We start from the raw sequence: 17293 nt of genomic DNA, 5'->3' as shown, positions 1-17293 counted from the left end.
CGTCCGTTTGGACGGGAATGTACAGCTAAGCGCCTCGATACAGCACCAGAGCCCTCTAGAACACGTTCCACCGAACCGCGCTCGGTCATGCCAACATCGCAGTTCGCACGGCCTTTGGCGGCAGTTGTGAACAATTCCAGATGACCTACCGAATGGTAGCCTTCTCGGACTAAGGTCATCTTCACGGTACACGCCCATCTCTGGGGGCATACCGGGCTAGAAAGGGGTGTCCGTGAGCGACACGCTGCGGATCGCGCTGCTGTCCTACCGCAGCAAGCCGACCTGTGGTGGCCAGGGCGTCTACCTCCGCCACCTGAGTCGCGAGCTGGTCGCCCTGGGCCATCACGTCGAGGTGTTCTCCGGCCAGCCGTACCCGGAGCTGGACGAGGGCGTGATCCTGCAGAAGGTGCCGAGCCTCGACCTCTACCGCGACGAGGACCCGTTCAGGACGCCGAAGCTGCACGAATACCGCGACTGGATCGACTGGCTGGAAGTCGGCACCATGTGGACCGCCGGATTCCCCGAGCCGCTGACGTTCACGCTGCGGGCGCACCGCGCGCTGAAGAAGCGGGTGGGCGACTTCGACGTCGTCCAGGACAACCAGACGCTCGGCTACGGCCTGCTCGGCATCCAGAAGCTGTTCCCGGTGGTCGGCACGATCCACCACCCGATCAGCGTGGACCGGCGCATCGAGCTGGAGGCCGCCACCGGTGCCAAGAAGCTGACCATGCGCCGCTGGTACGCCTTCGTGAAGATGCAGGCCAAGGTCGCGCCCCGGCTGAGCCCGATCCTGACCGTCAGCGAGTCGTCGCTGGCCGACATCCACCGCGACTTCAACGTCCCGCAGGCGAACATGCGCCTGATCCCGCTCGGCGTCGACACCCGCTACTTCCACCCGCGCCCGGACAAGCCCCGGCGCAAGGGCTCGATCGTGGCGGTGGCCAGCGCCGACTCCCCCATGAAGGGCGTCGCCACGCTGCTGCGGGCGGTGGCCAAGCTGGCCACCGAGCGCGACGTCAACCTCACGGTGGTCAGCAAGCCGACCGCCGGCGGGCCCACCGAGCAGCTCGTACAGGAGCTGTCGCTGCAGGACCGGGTCCGCTTCGTGCACGGCATCTCCGACGACGAGCTGGGCGAGCTGATCGCCACCTCCGAGGTCTCCGTGGTGCCTTCGCTGTACGAGGGGTTCTCGCTGCCGGCCGTCGAGCACATGGCCTGCGCCACCCCGCTGGTCGCCAGCCGTACCGGGGCGCTGCCCGAGGTGGTGGGGGACGCCGCGATCCAGGTCGCGCCCGGCGACTCCGAGGAGCTGGCCGCGGTGCTGCGCCGCCTGCACGACTCGCCGGAGGAGCGCGAGCGGGTGGGCAAGGCCGGATACGACCGGGTCATGGAGCGTTACACCTGGCGCGTCGTCGCCCAGAGAACCGTCGAGGCGTATCGCGAGGCCATCGCGGCCCGCCGTACCCGCTGAGTACCCGCTGACCGAACTTCAAGGAGATCGATAAGTGCTGACGGTGGACTTCGCCCGGCTGCCGGTCGGGCCCGGCGTACGCGTGCTCGACCTGGGTTGCGGCGGCGGCCGGCACGCCTTCGAGGTGCTGCGCCGGGGCGCGGACGTGGTCGCCTTCGACATGGACCAGTCCGAGCTGGACAGCGTGGCGGCCATGTTCGTGGCGATGGACAAGGCGGGTGAGGTGCCGCCCGGCGCCGGCGGTGAGACCGTTCAGGGTACGGCGCTGGACATGCCGTTCGAGGAGGGTTCCTTCGACCGGGTCATCGCGGCCGAGGTGCTGGAGCACATCCCCGACGACATGGCCGCGATGCGGGAGATCTTCCGGGTGCTCAAGCCCGGCGGCACCGCCGCGATCACCGTGCCGAGCTTCCTGCCCGAGCGGATCTGCTGGGCGCTGGACGAGGACTATCACACGGCCCCCGGCGGACATGTCCGGATTTATACGTTGGCTGAGCTGTCGGCCAAGCTGAAGTCCACCGGCTTCGACATCGGCCCCCACCACCACGCCCACGGCCTGCACGCCCCGTACTGGTGGATCAAGTGCGCGGTCGGCGTCAACAACGACGACCACCCGCTCGCCAAGGCCTACCACGAGCTGCTGGTCTGGGACATCATGAAGCGCCCGCCGCTCACCCGGCTGGCCGAGAACCTGCTCAACCCGCTCATCGGCAAGAGCGTGGTGCTCTACGTGAGGAAGCCCGCCGCGTGATCTCACGCGAGGAGGTCGTACGGACGGCCTTGAGCATCTCGGCGATCCAGAGCGACGACGGCGGCGTGCCCTGGCCGGAAGGCCACGTCGACGCGTGGAACCACGTCGAGTGCCTGATGGCGATGACCGTGGCGGGCCTGCGCGACCCCGTGGCGCGCGGCTACGACTGGCTGGCCCGGCACCAGCGCGACGACGGCTCGTGGGCGATGAAGCTGGTCGAGGGCGTCGCCACCGAGCCGGGCGGTGAGTCGAACCACGCCGCCTACGTCGCGGTGGGCGTCTGGCACCATCACCTGGTGACGGGCGACCAGGAGGTCACCGAGCTCAGGTGGCCGATGGTCAAGCGGGCGCTCGACTACGTGGTGGGGCTCCAGACCGAACGCGGCGAGGTCGTCTGGGAGCGCGACGCGCGCGGCCAGGCCTCCTCGTACGCGCTGCTCACCGGCTGCTCGTCGATCCACCAGGGGCTGCGCTGCGGCGTTCTACTCGCCGACCACTTAGGCGACCCGCAGCCGCACTGGGAGCTGGCCGCCGACCGCCTGGCGCACGTCCTGGCCGCGCACCCGGAGGCGTTCGCCGACAAGAGCCGCTACTCCATGGACTGGTACTACCCCGTGCTCGGCGGCGCCGTCCGGGGCGCGGCCGCGGAGGAGCTGCTGGAGCGGGAGTGGGGCACGTTCGTGGTGCCGGGGCTGGGGATCCGGTGCGTGTCGGACCAGCCGTGGGTGACGGGGGCGGAGACGTGCGAGCTGGCGCTGGCCCTCGACGCGCTGGGCGACCGCGACCGGGCCGCCCGGCTGTTCGCCGACGTCCAGCACCTGCGCCATGAGGACGGCTCGTACTGGACGGGCTGGCAGTTCGTCAACCAGCGGCACTTCCCGCACGAGCGGAGCGGATACACGGCCGCGGCGGCGGTGCTCGCGGCGGACGCGTTGTCCGCCTTCTCCCCGGGCGCGGGGATCTTCCGCGACATCAGCGCCCCCTCCGTCTCCCCCGCCGACCCGCACCTGTGTGGTTGCACGCCCGCGCGCACGTGATCTTTCCCGGGTACGCAAGGGCTTTTGCGGGTTCTTTGCCGGGAAATGCGGAGCGGCGCCGCTGAACGCCTCAATGGGGTTACTAGCTTCGTGAGTGGCCGTACGAGGCGTCTTCGGGGGAAGCGTGGGCGACACGGGCACAACAGCGTTCTTGGAGCAGGACAGGACCGAGCCGACAGCGTTCTTGGCACAAGACAGGACCGAGCCGACGCTTTCGCCGGTTCGCGGGCTACGGAAGCTGCTGCTGAAGGAGCAGTCCGAGGCCGACCTGGCCCGGCGGAGGTTCCGGCTACGGCAGGGACATTCCCGGACGGCCGTCGAAGGGGCCGAGCGGTCATACCTTTTCGGGTACAACGCCGCTCTTTCCGATGAAGCCGACAGAATCGACGAGGTGGCTCCGGAGCAGCGGAGCTTCGCCTATGAGGGGGCCGGTGCCGCCTGCACCGTGCTCGACCTGCTCACCATGACTCGGGGCCGGCGCCTTCACGAGCTACTGGCCGGCCCCGCCCAACTCCACCCGTACGCCGTGCACCTCGGCGCCGGGCGCGGCTACGCGCTGCTGCGCCTGCGGCCCATGTGGGGCGTACGGCGAGCCCACCCGCTGTTCCGGTGGCTGGCCGTGGACGGGTTCGGGTTCCAGCGGAGCCTGACGCGGGCCGACCGGATGGTGGGCGAGCGGGCCATGCCCGACCTGCTCACCCGGAGCCACTGCGCGATCTTCGACCAGGGGCTGGGGCGGCTGCTCTGGTACCACGAGTGCGCCTCACCGGACGACGTGGCGGCCAGGATCGCCGCCTACCCCGCGGGCCGCCGGGCCGATCTGTGGAGCGGTGTCGGGTTCGCGGCGACGCACACGGGTGGCGCGAGCGCCGACGAGCTGTGGTGGCTGACCGACCACGCGGGGGCCGACGGGTTCCGGTCCCATCTGGCTCAGGGGAGCGCGTTCGCCGCCTCGGCCCGGCTCCAGGCGGGGGCGCTGCCGGACCACGTGGCGCAGGCCGCACCGATCCTGGCGGGGGCCGAGCCCGACGAGGCCGCCTGGTGGGCCGAGGGGGCGCTCATCGCGCTCGGCCACGACCCGCACACCCACGAGGACTTCCAGTCCTGGCGGGCCCACACCCGCAGAGCATGGACCCGCCGCCGGACGCGGCACTAAATGCCTGGCGCCACGCGTTCCAGGACGCGCAGCGAGCCCTCCACCGAGGTCTCGGTGAACGCGCCCGAGGCCAGCGCCCGCCGGTAGACCTGGTAGGGAGCCTGGCCGCCGTCGGCCGGGTCCGGATAGATGTCGTGGAAGACCAGCGCCCCTCCTGCCATGACGTGCGGCGCCCAGCCCTCGTAGTCGCGCGTCACCGGCTCCTCGGAATGGCCACCGTCGATGAACAGCAGCCCCAACGGCGTGTTCCAGAGCCGGGCCACCTGCTCGGAGTGGCCGACCACGGCGATCACCTCGTCCTCCAGCCCGGCGGCGGCGATCGTCTGACGGAAGGTCGGCAGCGAGTCCATCTTGCCGAACCGCGGATCGACCAGCGTCGGGTCATGGTGGGCCCAGCCGGGCTGGATCTCCTCCGAGCCGCGGTGGTGGTCCACGGTGATGACCACGGACCCGGCCAGCCGGGCCGCCGCCCCGAGGTAGACGGCCGACTTTCCGCAGTAGGTGCCGATCTCGCAGATGGGTCCGAGTTTGCCGTACTGGCAGGCCGCCTCGAACAGCGCCAGGCCCTCCTTCTCCGGCATGAAACCCTTGGCTTGCTTGGCTGCGAATCGCAGTTCAGGCGGCATCGTCATAGGGATGCACCCTAGTAGAACCGAACAACATTCCAGCGCCCCCTTGCCCGCCATTCTGCAACCTGTTCTACTTGGCAACGTGAATCAGCGCGCTCGCATCGCGATGTCCGGAGACGAGGTCACCGCCTTCCTCGAAGGGGCCCGCAAGCTCCAGCTCGCGACCATCAACCCCGACGGCACGCCGCATCTGGTGACCATGTTCTACGGCCTCGACGAGGGGCGGATCGCCTTCTGGAGCTACGCCAAGGCGCAGAAGGTCCGCAATCTGGAGCGCGACCCACGGGTGAGCTGCCTGATCGAGACCGGCGAGGACTACAACGAGTTGCGCGGCGTCCTGCTGTACGGCGAGGCCAAGCTCGTCGACGAGCCCGAGCAGGTCCTGGCCGTCGGCATGAAGATCACGCGCAGGATGACCCCGGACGTGCCGGACGAACTTTTGCAGCCATATGTCGAACAAACCGGGCGGAAACGGGTCGCTTACCTTGTCGAGCGCACCAAAGTGGTCTCATGGGATCACAGGAGGCTCACATGAGGGTCAAGGTAGATGAGATGGTGTGCGAGGCCAATGCGGTGTGCATGGGGCTCGCACCCGAGGTGTTCGACGTGGACGACGATGACCAGCTCCACATCCTGCTCCCGGAACCACCCCCCGAACTCCTGGACCGCGTCCGCCACGCAGTCCGGTCCTGCCCCAAAGCCGCTCTTTCCCTAGAGGAATAGCCGGAGGAGGAACTCCCCATGCGCGCCGCCCTTCTGCACGCCGTAGGCGACGACAAGCTGGACATCCGCGACGATGTCACCCTCACCCCTGTCGGCCCGACCGACGTACGGGTGCGGATCAAGGCTACGGGCGTCTGCCATTCGGACCTGTCGGCCATGTCCGGCGTGCTGCCGCAGCCCGTACCACTCGTCCCGGGTCACGAGGGCGCGGGCGAGGTGGTCGAGGTGGGCGAGCACGTCGACTCGGTCCAGCCGGGCGATCACGTGATCATCAACTGGCGCCCGTCCTGCCAGGCCTGCGAGCTGTGCCTGGGCGGCCAGCCGTACCTCTGCATGAAGTACGTGATCGAGTCCTTCACCAAGGGCAACTTCCGCTTCGGCGGCGACCAGACGGCGTACGGCATGGCCGGGTGCGGCACCTGGGCCGAGGAGATCGTCGTCCCCTGGCAGGGCGCGATCAAGGTCGACACGGACATCTCGTGGGAGGCGGCCGCGCTGATCGGCTGCGGCATCACCACCGGCGTGGGCGCCGCACTCAACACCGCCAAGGTACGCCCCGGCTCGACTGTCGCCGTCGTCGGTTGCGGCGGCGTCGGCCTGTCAGTCATCCAGGGCGCGCGCGTCTCCGGCGCCCGGACGATCCTGGCGATCGACCCGCTGGAGTCCAAGCACGAACTGGCCAAGAAGGTCGGCGCCACCCACGCCGTCACCCCCGAGCAGGTCCCCGAGGCGCTCAACGAGCTGACCGGGGGCGGCGGCTTCGACTACGGCTTCGAGGTGGTCGGCAAGGCGGCCACCATCCAGAGCGCGTGGCAGGTCACCCGCGCGGGCGGCGAGGTCATCGTGGTCGGCGCGGGCGCGGTGGACGACATGGTGTCGATCTCCGCGTTCAGCCTGCTGTTCGAGGGCAAGAACCTGCTGTCCAGCCTGTACGGCGAAGCCGACGTACGGCACGCCTTCCCCTACTTCGCCAAGCTCTACAAGGCCGGCCAGCTGGACCTGGAATCCATGATCAGCGCCCGGATCCGGCTGGGCGACCTGAACGACGCCGTGGCCGCGCTCAAGGGCGGCGAGGTGCTGCGCCAGATCGTCCTGATGGACTAGATCTCCTTCGTCCGTGAGCCACATCGGCCGGCCAGGTTCCGGCCGATGTGACCCGCGGGAGCGACCAGGTCATTCCGGAGGACGGCCCGATTTCACCCGCACCGCGGCCGCCAGCTCCCCCAGACGCCGCGCGTCGAGCTGACCGGCCCGGCTGGTCCTGGCGTATGTGGCGTATCTGGCGCCCGGCCGCACCAGTGTGACCTCGGTGTCCGTCCGTACGGCGGGCACCCCGCCGACCGTCGCGTTCGGCTTGGCCGCGTCGGCGGCCTGCTCGACTCCGACCTCCACCCACTCGCGCTCGTCGCCGTAGCGGAGCCCGACCCGGGTGGGGTCGTCCGGTTCCGGGTACGAGGCGACCGTTCCGGAGAGCTTTCCGGCCGGCCCGCCGTCCGCCAGGGTGAAGGGCACCTCGACGCGTTCTCCGGTGATCGGCAGCACGCTCTGCGCGACGCGGTGGGCTGTGTCCTTGTCCATTCGGGCTCCCTTGACGGACACGACACCCCACGCGCCCGGCGCCCACTCCCAGGCCACCTCCGTCGCTCCCGGCCTGAGCAGGGGCCGGGACGGCCAGTAGGCAGGCCGTCCGTTGATCGGCGGCGCTGCCTCGCCGTCGGGCCGCGACAGGGCGGCGAACGGGCTCTGGCCTCGTGGATACATCTCCACCAGCGCGTCCGCCGTGCCCGCCTTCGCGGGATCCGCCAGGCGCAGGCGCACCCGCTGGTGGTCGTACCCCGTCTCATAGGAGTCGGGAGTGAAGCCGCCCGCCGATCCCACCGTGAACATCCGGGTCAGCACGTCGAACCCGGCCGGCCGGCTGATCGGCTGGGGCTCCGGCGGCCGTGCCGTACGTCCCAGCGCGGTGCCTCCGACGATGACCGCGACCACCGCGCCCACGCCGGCCGCCGCGCTCATGACCCGGCGCGCCCTGATCCGGCGCCGCCCGGTGCGCATGGCGCGGGCCAGGTCGATCGTGCCGCTGCCCGGGGGCTCCGCCTCGCGCAGCGGGTCCAGCAGCCGCCTGCCGACCGGCTCAGATCCGCCCATCACGCGCCACCCCCTCCTCGACGAACATCCGATCCCCCAGCAGGCCGCGGAGCGTGGCGAGCCCGCGCGCCGACTGGCTCTTGACCGTCCCCGTTGAGCAACCGAGGATCTCCGCCACTTCCGCCACCGGCAGGTCGTACAGGAAGCGCAGCACGAGCACCGCCCGCTGGCGCGGCGGCACCTTGGCCAGCGCCGCGTGCACGACCGATCGGGTCTCCAGGTCCGGGGGCCCCGTGCTCCGCGTGCCCGGGAGCTCGTGTGCCATCCCGCCGAGACTGACCCTCGTCCACCAGCCGAGCCGCTGGTCGTTGAGAAAGCAGCGCACGAGCATCGCGTCCACGTAGCGGTTCAGGTCGGTGGCGGCCTTGGCGCGTTTCCAGTGGATGTAGAGCCTGGTGATGGTCATCTGGACCACGTCGTCGGCCCGGTGCGTGTCCTTGCACAGGTAGAAGGCGAGCCGCCGGAGTGACGCCAGTCGTGCGGTCACGTACTCGACGTACTCCTGTTCCTGAGCGGGCTGCATCGATCACCTCCTCGCCTTGTGTGACACGGCCGGGCAGGCGAAAGGTTGCAGCCTTATACGTCCCAGATCCACACGCCGCCCTCCTGGCGGCCGGGGCCGAGGAGGTCGGTCAGCGTTCGAAGGAGCTCGGCCTGCCGCTGGTGCGGGCCGAGGACCACGGCGTCGGCTCGCCAGTACGCGAGGTCCTCGCGGGCCTGGCGGCGTTCGGCCGCGCCGATGGACGGCACCTGGCCACTGTCGCGTACGTCACGCAGCAGGGAGGCGGTGGGACGGGGCGCGACGCCGTACACACCCTGCCGGTCAGGTCCGTAAGGGCCGACGAAGTAGCCCTCGGGCAGGGGGAAGCCCAGACCGGCGTCGATCTGCCAGCGCAGGGCGGTGGCATCGGCCGCGTCGGGCGGCGGCGCCGGCACCAACGCGCGGCCCTCGCGCACGTGCCGCCGCCAGAGGCCGGCGGTGAAGAACTCCGGGGTGGCCGGCCGGTCGGCCGCGACCAGCGGCTTGGGCACCAGTGGCACCAACGCCTCGGCCAGGGCCAGGCCGAGCAGCACCCGCGCGGGGGCACCGCGCCACGAGGCGGCGATCACCCGATCTGCGGCGACGGCCAGCAGTACGGCCATCGCCGGCACGCAGACAATCGCGAACCGCGACTCCAACACCGATTCGAACATCGGCAACCGCGACATCACCTCCCACGGCCCAGCAAGACCCGATTTTTCGCCATAAAAGATGATCTCCGGCCCGAGGGAGAACGTCGCCGCCACGACCACGACCGCTCCGAGCGGGATCACGACGGGGACGCGCCGCAGCCACACCACGAGGCCGATGACCAGGATGACCAGCGGCCAGCCGAAGAAGGCGTTCTGCTCGGTCGGGTTCAGCGAGAGCGACCCTGCCACGGTGGCGTCGCCCGCCAGCGAGCGTCCCGCGAACGACACCAGCGCGCGCACGTCGTTGCCCGCCGGCCCGTGGATCAGGCTCGCGTAGCTCTGCGGCCCGGTGAACTGGAACACCAGCGCGGGACCGGTCAGAGCCAGGCAGACCGTCGCCGCCACCGCCACGCCCACGACCACCGGCCGCGTCGGCGGGCGGACCGCGATCGCGTACGCGAGGCCGAAGACCGCCAGCCCGGTGGCGGCCAGCAGCAGCACCTCCTCCCCCAGGTAGATCTGGTACGCGATGAGCACCCCGAGGATCACGCCATCCCGCAGGATCCGCCGACGCCGGTGCAGCAGCACGAGCCGGTGGATGACGAGCGGGATCACGAACACCACGACGAAGTTCGGATGGGCGTTGGCATGCGAGACGATCGGCGGTGCGAACGCGCAGAACACGGCCCCGACCGCGGCGGCCGCGCGCGTGGCCACGAGCTGCCTGGACAGGAGCCAGTACCACGCGAAGGCGCTGCCCGCGAGCCCGCCGGTCAGCACCACTGCCCACGTGGCCGACGGCCCGAAGGCCAGCGTCAGCGGCGCCAGCGGGATCGACAGGCCCAGCATGACCGTGTTGGCCATGAGGTTCACGCCGAGCGGATGGTTCTGCAGCGTGGTGAACAGCGGCGACTCGCCGTTGACCAGGTTGTGCGCGGTGACGGAGAAGAACCACTCCCACTGGTTCTGGTCCTGCCCGCCCTCGATCAGGTAGCGGCGTCCCGGATCGGCCCAGAGCCGCGCGTAGACCAGCACGGCCAAGACGAGGAAGGCGGCGGCGCACCCGAGATCGGCGCGGCCCCGCCTGAGGTGCGGGATCATCGACGTCCGGCGAGCACTCGGCACAGCTCGATGAGCATCCGCAGGTAGTGGTGCGGGCGCAGCTTCGACCCCGGCTGGTGCGCCCAGCGGACCGGAACCTCCCTGACCACCCAGCCCCGCCGGGAGAAGGCACGCAGAATCTCCACGTCGAATCCCCAGCCGTCCACCCTGGCCCGGCCGAACGCCAGCCTGGCCTTCTCACCGTCGAACAGCTTGAACCCGCACTGGGTATCGGCCACACCGGGTACGGCGCTCGCCTGGATCAGCCGATTGCCCAGGGTGCCGAGCAGCCTTCTGACCACGTGCTGAGGCGTCTCCACCCGGGCGCCGGGGCAGGCGCGCGACCCGATCGCGGCATCGGCGCCCAGCGCCAGCGTGGCCCGCAGACCGGCCAACTCCTCGATGGGCGTGGCCAGGTCCGCATCGGTGAACAGCACCTGGCCTCCCCTGGAGGCGAGCACACCGTGGCGTACCGCGCACCCCTTGCCCCGGTTCGCGGGGTGGCGAAGAACACGGACGCCCGGCTCGTCCCGGGCGACCCGCCGGGCCAGCGCGGCCGTGCCATCCGTCGAGCCGTCGTCGACGACGATGAGCTCCCAGCGCAGCGACGTGCCGCGAAGGTAGCCGAGCACGGCCGTGAGCGTCGCGCCGAGCCTGCGTTCCTCGTTGTAGGCGGGAATGACCACCGACAGGTCGATGGCGACGGGCTGAGCCGCGACGACAGGCGCCCGATCGAGTGTTGTCTCGCTCATACCGTGGAGACAGGGCCGGACGTCGTCCAGGTTGCAGCGAAGGGCCGGCCGGCTTTCGTTACCAGGCGCCCGCCACCTGCTGGGTGGCGACGTTGAGGCGGTTGAAGACATTGGTCGTAGAGATCATCAGGAGCAGGGAGCTGAGCCCCTGCTCGTCGTAGTGCTTGGCGGCCTCGTCCCAGATCTCATCCGGAACCGGGTCCGCACGGTCGCTGAGCCGGGTGACGGCCTCGGCCAGCGCCAGGGCGGCGCGCTCGGCGTCGGTGAAGTAGGGGGCCTCCCGCCAGGCCGCCACCGCCCACAGCCGCTCGTCGCTCTCGCCCGCCTTCTTGGCGCTGCGCGAGCCCATGTCCACGCACACGCCGCAGCCGTTGATCTGGCTGGCCCGCAGGTGGACGAGCTCAAGCGTCGTGCCGGGCACGCCGCCCTGCTTGGACGCCTCGATGAGGGCCAGGATCGCCTTCATGGCGTCGGGGACGAGCTTCGCCGGGTTGGTCATCCGCGCTTGCATGATCGCGTTCCTCCAGGAGTCATATCGGCCGGCCGGGTTCGGGCCGTTACCCATATGACCCACCGAATCGGAGAAACGTGACCGTCCGGCACGAGGATGGGCGTGAATACGAATCACCGGAACGGCGAAATAGGCGTGTCCATGGTTCTTCTCCGAGGTTCCTCTCCGAAGGGCAGGCATGCCAGCTCCCCCTCCACCGTCGGCTCCACCGGCCGTCGAGACCGACGCCCAGCTCATCGAGGCGTCACTCCGCCGGCCCGAGCGGTTCGGCGCGCTGTTCGACCGGCACCACGAAGCCATCCACCGCTACGTACACCTGCGCCTCGGCGAGACAGCGGCGGACGACCTCGCCGCCGAGACGTTCCTGCGGGCCTTCCGCGGCCGAGCGCACTACAACCTCTCCCGCCCCGACGCTCGCGCCTGGCTGTACGGCATCGCCTCCAACCTGGTCGCCGGCCACCGGCGCGCCGAGGCCCGCAGATACCGCGCCCTGGCCAGGAGCGCCGAGGTCACAGACGTCGACGACCACGATGAGCGCGTGGTCCAGCGGATGTCCGCGCTCGTCATGCGGCCACACCTGGCCGCCGGGCTGGCCGCGCTGTCGCCCGGCGACCGGTCCGTACTGCTGCTGGTCGCCTGCGCCCAGCTCACCTATGAGGAGGTCGCCGAGGCGCTCGGCGTCCCGCGCGGCACGGTCGGCTCGCGGCTCAACCGGGCCCGACTGAAACTCCGTACCTTCATCGACATCGAGGAGCTGCAGTGACCAACGACTTGCAGGAGATCAAGGCACACCACGACGCACTGCCTGGCCCCTCCGCCACGGCCGTCACCATGGCGAAGGACCGGCTCACAGCCGAGGTGGCGGCGGAACGCGGACCACATATCCGCTCCGCGAAGCAGCGCCTCCTGCTCAGGGCGGTCGCGGTCGGTCTGGCGGCGACGGTCGGCGCGGTCGCCTTCCTGGTCGGCACTGACGGTGGCGAGACCCCGGCCAGTGCCGCAGAGCTGCTCCAGAAGGCGGCCACGACCGCCGATCGGGAACAACAGCCGCTGCCCGGCCAGTTCGTCTATGTCAGCCGCCAAGACCAGAGCTTCGTCGCCTACATGAGCCGCAGCCTCCGCTCGGACTACATCCAGGAGGTCGACCGCGCTGCCTGGATTCCCGCCGCCGACCCCGGCGGCGCACTGATCCGCTCCACCTACGGCGAGCGGCGCGCACTCACCGGCCGGCTCCCGACCGATCTGCCGACCCCGGGCACGGTCGAAGTCCAACGCTACGGGCGGTGTGCCGTGGGTGTGTTCCCGGCGACCAGTGCCGAGAACCTGCCCGCCGACCCCGACCAGTTGCTGGCCCGGGTCCGTGCGGACGCCGAGGCCGCGGTCCGGAACGAACGGCCCGACCCCCGCACCGCACCCCTCAGCGAGGAGCAGATCCGGCAGTCCATCGAGAGCACTGTGGCAGCCCGCCTCGCCCTCCTGGCCGAGAACCCCTTCCCCGGCCCCGGCCTGCGCGCGGCGGTGCTCGGTGCGCTGTCCAAGATGCCCACCGCCACCATGCGCACCGATCTCACCGACCCGGCAGGACGGCAGGGCGTGGGCGCCTCGATCAGATATCAAGGGCTGGAAGGGTGGGAGCGCACCGAGTTGATCTTCGAGCCCGGCACCTACCGCTTCCTCGGCTGGCGGAAACTGATCGAGCCGCCGGGGGGTGGCCCGGAGGTGCTGCGTTACGCCACCGCGGTGCTGGAGACGAAGGTCGTCGACGCGATGCCGAAGATCCCGGCGGGCGCGTCCGAAGCGATGACCTGCTAGCCACCGGCTGGCGCCGCGGGGTTCAACGCCTTGGGCGCCGCGTGGACGACCCCAGTTCGCCCACGCCACCCCATTCGCTACATCCCGAAATTAGCGACAATCGGCCATTTCTCGCAATTATAGCGAGTCATCAATCCCCAGGTTAGGGGATATCTGGCTTTCCTCAGGGCGTTTTACCGTGGAGCGACCAGGCAGCCCGAACCCCAAAAAGAAAACCGGCCTGCCAAAAACCGCATAACCACGAATATCCGCAGCCCACCAAACCACAAGGAGTACGACAATGTCGAAGTTGTACGCATCATGGGAACACGGATTCACCGCGGTGGCCGAGAACCCCAACACGCGCGCACTGCGTCAGGGATTCGGCGTGACCTTCTCGCTGCCGGCGAACGGAGGCGACTGGATCCACCTGGCCATTCCCACCCCCGTCATCGTCGAAGACCGCCGGGCCACCCTGGACAGGGTGCTGATCCTCTTCCACGCACGGGAGACCAGCGCACTCCTCAGTGTGCACGTCTGGGACGGCCCGGACCGCATCCTGGTCAGAGACGGCCTCAGGATCGAAGGTGATCACTCGCACGGCCTGAACGAGGACAACATCTTCCCCGTGGGCCGGGACGGCATCAACTGGGGGTGCGGGATCTCGATGTTCTTCACCGCCGGTCAGATCGACAGCCACGTCTTCATCGCCGGCTTCGGCGGGGACTTCAAGCACAACATCTGACTGGGCGGGTGGGAAAGTCGAGACCCGCTCTGCAACAGGCCGAAGGGTGCCGGACACTAACCAAGGTGTCCGGCACCTTTCGGCAAGGAGACTCTGTGACACACCGAGATCGCTTCGAAGCGGTCTATGACGCGTACTATCCGGCGATACATCAGTACGCCGCCCGCCGTACCAGCTCCCCCGACGACACCGCCGACGTCATCTCCGAGACGTTCCTCACCGCCTGGCGGCGCATCGGCGACGTGCCCGAGGGCGAGCGGGCACTGCTCTGGTTATACGGAGTGGCCCGCCGCGTACTGGCCAACCAGCAACGCGGCGCGTCCCGCAGGGCCGGGCTCGCCGAGCGGCTCCGCCACGAGCTGGCCGCCGACCGGCCGGTCAGACCGGTCGATCTGGAGTACGTACGCGCCGCCTTCGACGAGTTGCCCGAGCGTGACCGCGAGGTCATGGCGCTGGCCCACTGGGAGGGTCTGAGCAGCGAGCAGATCGCCAAGGTTTTGGGATGTACGGCCGTCGCCGCCCGGACCCGGCTGCACCGGGCGCGCAAGCGGCTGGCGGCGGCGCTGGAGCGGCCGACGTCCTCGACGATCGCGATGGGGGAAGCATGAGTGACATCGACAACCTGATGAGGGCCATCGACCCGACCCCGCACGCGCCGGAACAGGGGCCCGGCGCGCGCGAGCTACGTGCGGCGATCATGGCGACACCGGCTCCAGACCGCCGATGGTCCTGGCTTCCGCGAAGGGGAACTTTCGGACTCCGCTGGCCTGTCCTGGCATCGGCGGTCACCGCCGCGGCCGTGGCCGTGGCGATCGGCGTCGGCCTGCCGGCCGGCGGTCCGGCGACCGAGTTCGCCAACGCGGCCGTCTCCATCAAGCGGGCCGAGGACTCTTTCAGCGTCACCATCACCGACCCGGCGGCCGACCGCCGGCGCTTCGAGGAGGCGTTTCGGGCGGTCGGGCTGAACGTCACGGTGAAGGTCGTCCCGGTGGCACCGGACGAGGTCGGCAAGCTGCTCGGCCCAATCGTTCCGGAGGGCTTCAAATGGCACGGAAGCATTGGGGTGCAGGGCGTGACACCTTGCGCGTCGGTGTTCTGCGGCAAGGTCTGGATGCCCTCGGACTTCCCCGGACGCGTCGTCTTCGGGGTCGGCCGCCCCGCCAATCCGGGCGAACCCTATGCCGAGGACGCCGCCTTCGATCCCGAGGGAGAGGAGGCCATGGACGGCTACACGGCTCACGGCAAGACGGTCGCGGCCGCGCGCGCCGAGGCGCGCCGCCGTGGATTGAAGATCGGCTACCGCCTGGTGTGGAGCTACCCTGACGGCGGCTTCTCCGACCAGCCCGTCCCCGCGGACCGGATCAAGGACGACTGGACCGTGAGCGGATCCCGCGACCACAGCTCCGACACCGTCGACCTCTATGTCCTGCCCGGTCCCGGCGCCGGTCCCGCCCCCGACCCGCTGAAGGTCAGGACGCCTCAGTGGTACGACGACTCCACCGGCTGAGGCCGCGACAGCGCCCTGTCACATTTCCCGTGGTTAGAACGTCTTATAGGTAGCCGCCCAGAAGTCCAGACGTTCGCGCAGGGGAGATGAATCCTGTTGGTGTCCATCCCGGAAGTCCCATACACCGACCCCAACAGCTGGCGGATCGCCATGGAAGCCAGTGCGGCGAGCCTGTCGATGAGCACCCTGAACGGTCCGCGACTCCTCGACGAACTGCCGTGGTTCCAGGGCTCCTTCCGGCTGACCCCGGCCGGGCTGCCGGCGGGATTCACCCTGCGACTGCCCCTGCCCACCCGCCCGGCGTGGCTACGGGAGGAGGAGACGGCCGAACTGCTGTGGGAGTCGGTGAGCCTCGAAGCCGCCGGGATCCCGAACCAGTTCAGCGGGCGGACCCGGCTGCGGCTCGGCCGACGGGAGACGTTCACGAGCGTGTCCGCTCTGTGCGCCAAGATTCCCGTCGGTCGTTCCGGCCGCCCCTACCTGAAGATCGTCCTGGAGACGGCGTTCGCGTCGTTGAGCCTGCGCTGGCCGCGCGAGGCACGGCTGCGGCTGCGTCCGGTGACGCTCAAGTTGTTCAGCGAGATCCGCCCCCTCTGCTGATCCCGGGCCCATCCGTCACTCGGCCGCCTTCGGGCGGTACGAGGCGATGATCACGCCGCTCTTCATGACCTTGGTGTCGACTAGCACGAACGACGCCTTAAAGTCCTTGAGCGGCGTCGTCACGCTCTCGGCACCTTCCAGGACAGGGTGGATCCAGAACCGGACCTCGTCCAGCAGACCCGCCTCGATGAGCTGAGTGGTGACGGAGCCGAAGCCGTACTGCAGGATGTCCTTGCCGTCCCGGGCCTTGAGCTTGGTGACCTCCTCGATCAGGTCGCCCTGCAGCACCTCGGTGTTCTTCCAGGTGGGGTCGGTCAGGGTGGTCGAGGCGACGTACTTCTTGACGTTGTTGAAGTAGGCGGCGCCGGTGGTCGGGTCGCTCTCGTCACGGTTCGGCCAGGCGGCGGACATGCCGTCGTACGTGGCACGGCCCATCAGCAGCGCGTCGGCGCCATTCGTCTGCTCACCGGCGAATGCGGCGGCCTCGTCGTCGAAGTAGGGCATCGTCCACATCGGGTTCTCGATGACGCCGTCGAGAGTGATGTAGGTCGAGTTGACGATCTTGCGCATCGGGATCTCCTTGGTGGCGGAGTGCTTCTTGGCGACACTCACACCATCTCAGGCCCCGCTTATGGTTCTCTTAAGATGCCCTGTCAGCGATATGGAGATGGAATAGATTCAGGCCGTCTTCCATACTGAACAGACATTGTTTCCCGCCGAGTAGGAATGGCACCACCTGACAGCGTTGACATTGGCCCCCAAACCGCCGCTCACACAAAGCCCGACCGTATTGGGGCGTCATAACGTACGAGCTCTTCGCCAGGACCGGACGGGTTGCGGTACCTCACAGTGGCCCAGGCGCCGATACCAGGACCAGGCCCGATCTGCCTACAGACCTCAAGTACGGTGTGGTTGCTCTTGAGATTGAAGAAACCGACCTCATCTCCGAACCTAAAGTCGTGCGCTTGTGCCGGGGAGGCGGTCATGGCCAACGCCAACGCCGTTGTCGCGATGACCGCCGGTGCCATCCACATGTTCTTCGTACGCATGGTCTTCTCCGTCTTCTGTTGGCCGAGCCGGGTTGGCTGATATTCCTTCTAGCGCAACCCGATCCTCGCCCCGTCAAGACGGACATAGCCAGGACATCTGCCGGACATTGACCTCGATGCGTCAAGGCTTGTTTGCCGTCCCGGCTGAA

The 17293-nt window shown here is 69.3% G+C and carries 20 protein-coding genes; 13 read left to right on the top strand and 7 right to left on the bottom strand.

What is annotated here, in order from left to right; translation table 11 throughout:
• Positions 1-226: 226 nt before the first annotated feature.
• The 4 genes from ACQP2T_RS10205 to ACQP2T_RS10190 all read left to right on the top strand — a co-directional run bounded on the left by ACQP2T_RS10205 (position 227) and on the right by ACQP2T_RS10190 (position 4415).
• Positions 227-1471 (top strand): glycosyltransferase family 4 protein, encoded by a 1245-nt coding sequence (locus tag ACQP2T_RS10205; protein ID WP_433515912.1) that lies wholly within the window; start codon positions 227-229, stop codon positions 1469-1471.
• 34 nt (positions 1472-1505) lie between these two features.
• The gene (locus ACQP2T_RS10200; RefSeq protein WP_357949841.1) at positions 1506-2222 is read left to right on the top strand and encodes a class I SAM-dependent methyltransferase; all 717 of its coding nucleotides are present in this window, start codon (positions 1506-1508) and stop codon (positions 2220-2222) included.
• Entirely contained in the window at positions 2219-3259 is a 1041-nt protein-coding gene (locus tag ACQP2T_RS10195) for a prenyltransferase (protein ID WP_433515911.1), read from the top strand. The genes ACQP2T_RS10200 and ACQP2T_RS10195 overlap by 4 nt, the downstream gene beginning before the upstream one ends.
• Positions 3260-3410: 151 nt before the next feature.
• Complete coding sequence (locus ACQP2T_RS10190) at positions 3411-4415, top strand: DUF1702 family protein (protein ID WP_433515910.1); 1005 nt, start codon at positions 3411-3413, stop codon at positions 4413-4415.
• Here the strand turns inward: ACQP2T_RS10190 and ACQP2T_RS10185 are convergent.
• The gene (locus tag ACQP2T_RS10185; protein WP_433519749.1) at positions 4412-5041 is read right to left on the bottom strand and encodes a class I SAM-dependent methyltransferase; all 630 of its coding nucleotides are present in this window, start codon (positions 5039-5041) and stop codon (positions 4412-4414) included. The two genes, ACQP2T_RS10190 and ACQP2T_RS10185, sit on opposite strands and share 4 nt — an antisense overlap.
• 85 nt (positions 5042-5126) lie before the next feature.
• Between ACQP2T_RS10185 and ACQP2T_RS10180 the strand changes: the two genes are divergently transcribed.
• The 3 genes from ACQP2T_RS10180 to ACQP2T_RS10170 are packed head-to-tail and all read left to right on the top strand — an operon-like array spanning position 5127 to position 6871.
• Positions 5127-5579: a pyridoxamine 5'-phosphate oxidase family protein gene (locus ACQP2T_RS10180; RefSeq protein WP_433515909.1), complete on the top strand. Its 453-nt coding sequence runs from the start codon at positions 5127-5129 to the stop codon at positions 5577-5579.
• Positions 5576-5767 carry a ferredoxin gene (locus ACQP2T_RS10175; RefSeq protein WP_357949832.1) on the top strand — a complete coding sequence of 64 codons (192 nt, stop codon included), beginning with the start codon at positions 5576-5578 and terminating at the stop codon, positions 5765-5767. Before ACQP2T_RS10180 ends, ACQP2T_RS10175 begins: the two co-directional genes overlap by 4 nt.
• 18 nt (positions 5768-5785) lie before the next feature.
• On the top strand, positions 5786-6871 hold the full coding sequence (locus ACQP2T_RS10170; RefSeq protein ID WP_433515908.1) for a zinc-binding dehydrogenase: 1086 nt from the start codon (positions 5786-5788) through the stop codon (positions 6869-6871).
• A gap of 69 nt (positions 6872-6940) precedes the next feature.
• Here the strand turns inward: ACQP2T_RS10170 and ACQP2T_RS10165 are convergent, their stop codons facing one another.
• Genes ACQP2T_RS10165 through ACQP2T_RS10145 form a run of 5 tightly spaced genes read right to left on the bottom strand, consistent with a single transcriptional unit; the run spans position 6941 to position 11452 of the window.
• Positions 6941-7915: a hypothetical protein gene (locus tag ACQP2T_RS10165; RefSeq protein ID WP_433515907.1), complete on the bottom strand. Its 975-nt coding sequence runs from the start codon at positions 7913-7915 to the stop codon at positions 6941-6943.
• Positions 7902-8438, bottom strand: a complete 537-nt coding sequence (locus tag ACQP2T_RS10160; RefSeq protein ID WP_433515906.1) for a SigE family RNA polymerase sigma factor — start codon at positions 8436-8438, stop codon at positions 7902-7904. The genes ACQP2T_RS10165 and ACQP2T_RS10160 overlap by 14 nt, the downstream gene beginning before the upstream one ends.
• Positions 8439-8491: 53 nt before the next feature.
• Positions 8492-10189, bottom strand: a complete 1698-nt coding sequence (locus tag ACQP2T_RS10155; protein ID WP_433515905.1) for a hypothetical protein — start codon at positions 10187-10189, stop codon at positions 8492-8494.
• Complete coding sequence (locus ACQP2T_RS10150; RefSeq protein ID WP_433515904.1) at positions 10186-10941, bottom strand: dolichyl-phosphate beta-glucosyltransferase; 756 nt, start codon at positions 10939-10941, stop codon at positions 10186-10188. Before ACQP2T_RS10150 ends, ACQP2T_RS10155 begins: the two co-directional genes overlap by 4 nt.
• Positions 10942-10999: 58 nt before the next feature.
• Positions 11000-11452: a carboxymuconolactone decarboxylase family protein gene (locus tag ACQP2T_RS10145; RefSeq protein WP_433515903.1), complete on the bottom strand. Its 453-nt coding sequence runs from the start codon at positions 11450-11452 to the stop codon at positions 11000-11002.
• A gap of 178 nt (positions 11453-11630) precedes the next feature.
• Between ACQP2T_RS10145 and ACQP2T_RS10140 the strand changes: the two genes are divergently transcribed.
• From ACQP2T_RS10140 to ACQP2T_RS10115, 6 genes are all read left to right on the top strand, one after another.
• The gene (locus tag ACQP2T_RS10140; protein ID WP_433515902.1) at positions 11631-12215 is read left to right on the top strand and encodes an RNA polymerase sigma factor; all 585 of its coding nucleotides are present in this window, start codon (positions 11631-11633) and stop codon (positions 12213-12215) included.
• Complete coding sequence (locus ACQP2T_RS10135) at positions 12212-13264, top strand: CU044_5270 family protein (protein WP_433515901.1); 1053 nt, start codon at positions 12212-12214, stop codon at positions 13262-13264. The genes ACQP2T_RS10140 and ACQP2T_RS10135 overlap by 4 nt, the downstream gene beginning before the upstream one ends.
• Before the next feature lie 280 nt (positions 13265-13544).
• Entirely contained in the window at positions 13545-13988 is a 444-nt protein-coding gene (locus ACQP2T_RS10130; RefSeq protein ID WP_433515900.1) for a DUF6623 family protein, read from the top strand.
• A gap of 95 nt (positions 13989-14083) precedes the next feature.
• Positions 14084-14596, top strand: coding sequence for an RNA polymerase sigma factor (locus ACQP2T_RS10125; protein WP_433515899.1), 513 nt, complete (start codon positions 14084-14086; stop codon positions 14594-14596).
• Entirely contained in the window at positions 14593-15495 is a 903-nt protein-coding gene (locus tag ACQP2T_RS10120) for a hypothetical protein (protein ID WP_433515898.1), read from the top strand. Before ACQP2T_RS10125 ends, ACQP2T_RS10120 begins: the two co-directional genes overlap by 4 nt.
• Positions 15496-15594: 99 nt before the next feature.
• Positions 15595-16095, top strand: coding sequence for a hypothetical protein (locus tag ACQP2T_RS10115; protein ID WP_433515897.1), 501 nt, complete (start codon positions 15595-15597; stop codon positions 16093-16095).
• 15 nt (positions 16096-16110) lie between these two features.
• On the opposite strand, the gene ACQP2T_RS10110 is transcribed toward ACQP2T_RS10115, so the two are convergent.
• Positions 16111-16707 (bottom strand): dihydrofolate reductase family protein, encoded by a 597-nt coding sequence (locus tag ACQP2T_RS10110; RefSeq protein WP_433515896.1) that lies wholly within the window; start codon positions 16705-16707, stop codon positions 16111-16113.
• Between the last annotated feature and the right edge of the window lie 586 nt (positions 16708-17293).

This window comes from Nonomuraea sp. CA-143628, from assembly GCF_050942315.1.
Lineage (GTDB): Bacteria > Actinomycetota > Actinomycetes > Streptosporangiales > Streptosporangiaceae > Nonomuraea.
Note: the sequence above shows the minus strand (reverse complement) of the source record. Positions and strands in the feature narration are given on the sequence as shown.

Excerpts from the sequence above, each read along its gene's own strand:
- ACQP2T_RS10185 (WP_433519749.1), bottom strand. The coding sequence starts at position 5,041 with ATGCCGCCTGAACTGCGATTCGCAGCCAAGCAAGCCAAGGGTTTCATG.
- ACQP2T_RS10175 (WP_357949832.1), top strand. The coding sequence starts at position 5,576 with ATGAGGGTCAAGGTAGATGAGATGGTGTGCGAGGCCAATGCGGTGTGC.
- ACQP2T_RS10170 (WP_433515908.1), top strand. The coding sequence starts at position 5,786 with ATGCGCGCCGCCCTTCTGCACGCCGTAGGCGACGACAAGCTGGACATC.
- ACQP2T_RS10165 (WP_433515907.1), bottom strand. The coding sequence starts at position 7,915 with ATGGGCGGATCTGAGCCGGTCGGCAGGCGGCTGCTGGACCCGCTGCGC.
- ACQP2T_RS10160 (WP_433515906.1), bottom strand. The coding sequence starts at position 8,438 with ATGCAGCCCGCTCAGGAACAGGAGTACGTCGAGTACGTGACCGCACGA.
- ACQP2T_RS10155 (WP_433515905.1), bottom strand. The coding sequence starts at position 10,189 with ATGATCCCGCACCTCAGGCGGGGCCGCGCCGATCTCGGGTGCGCCGCC.
- ACQP2T_RS10150 (WP_433515904.1), bottom strand. The coding sequence starts at position 10,941 with ATGAGCGAGACAACACTCGATCGGGCGCCTGTCGTCGCGGCTCAGCCC.
- ACQP2T_RS10145 (WP_433515903.1), bottom strand. The coding sequence starts at position 11,452 with ATGCAAGCGCGGATGACCAACCCGGCGAAGCTCGTCCCCGACGCCATG.
- ACQP2T_RS10140 (WP_433515902.1), top strand. The coding sequence starts at position 11,631 with ATGCCAGCTCCCCCTCCACCGTCGGCTCCACCGGCCGTCGAGACCGAC.
- ACQP2T_RS10130 (WP_433515900.1), top strand. The coding sequence starts at position 13,545 with ATGTCGAAGTTGTACGCATCATGGGAACACGGATTCACCGCGGTGGCC.
- ACQP2T_RS10120 (WP_433515898.1), top strand. The coding sequence starts at position 14,593 with ATGAGTGACATCGACAACCTGATGAGGGCCATCGACCCGACCCCGCAC.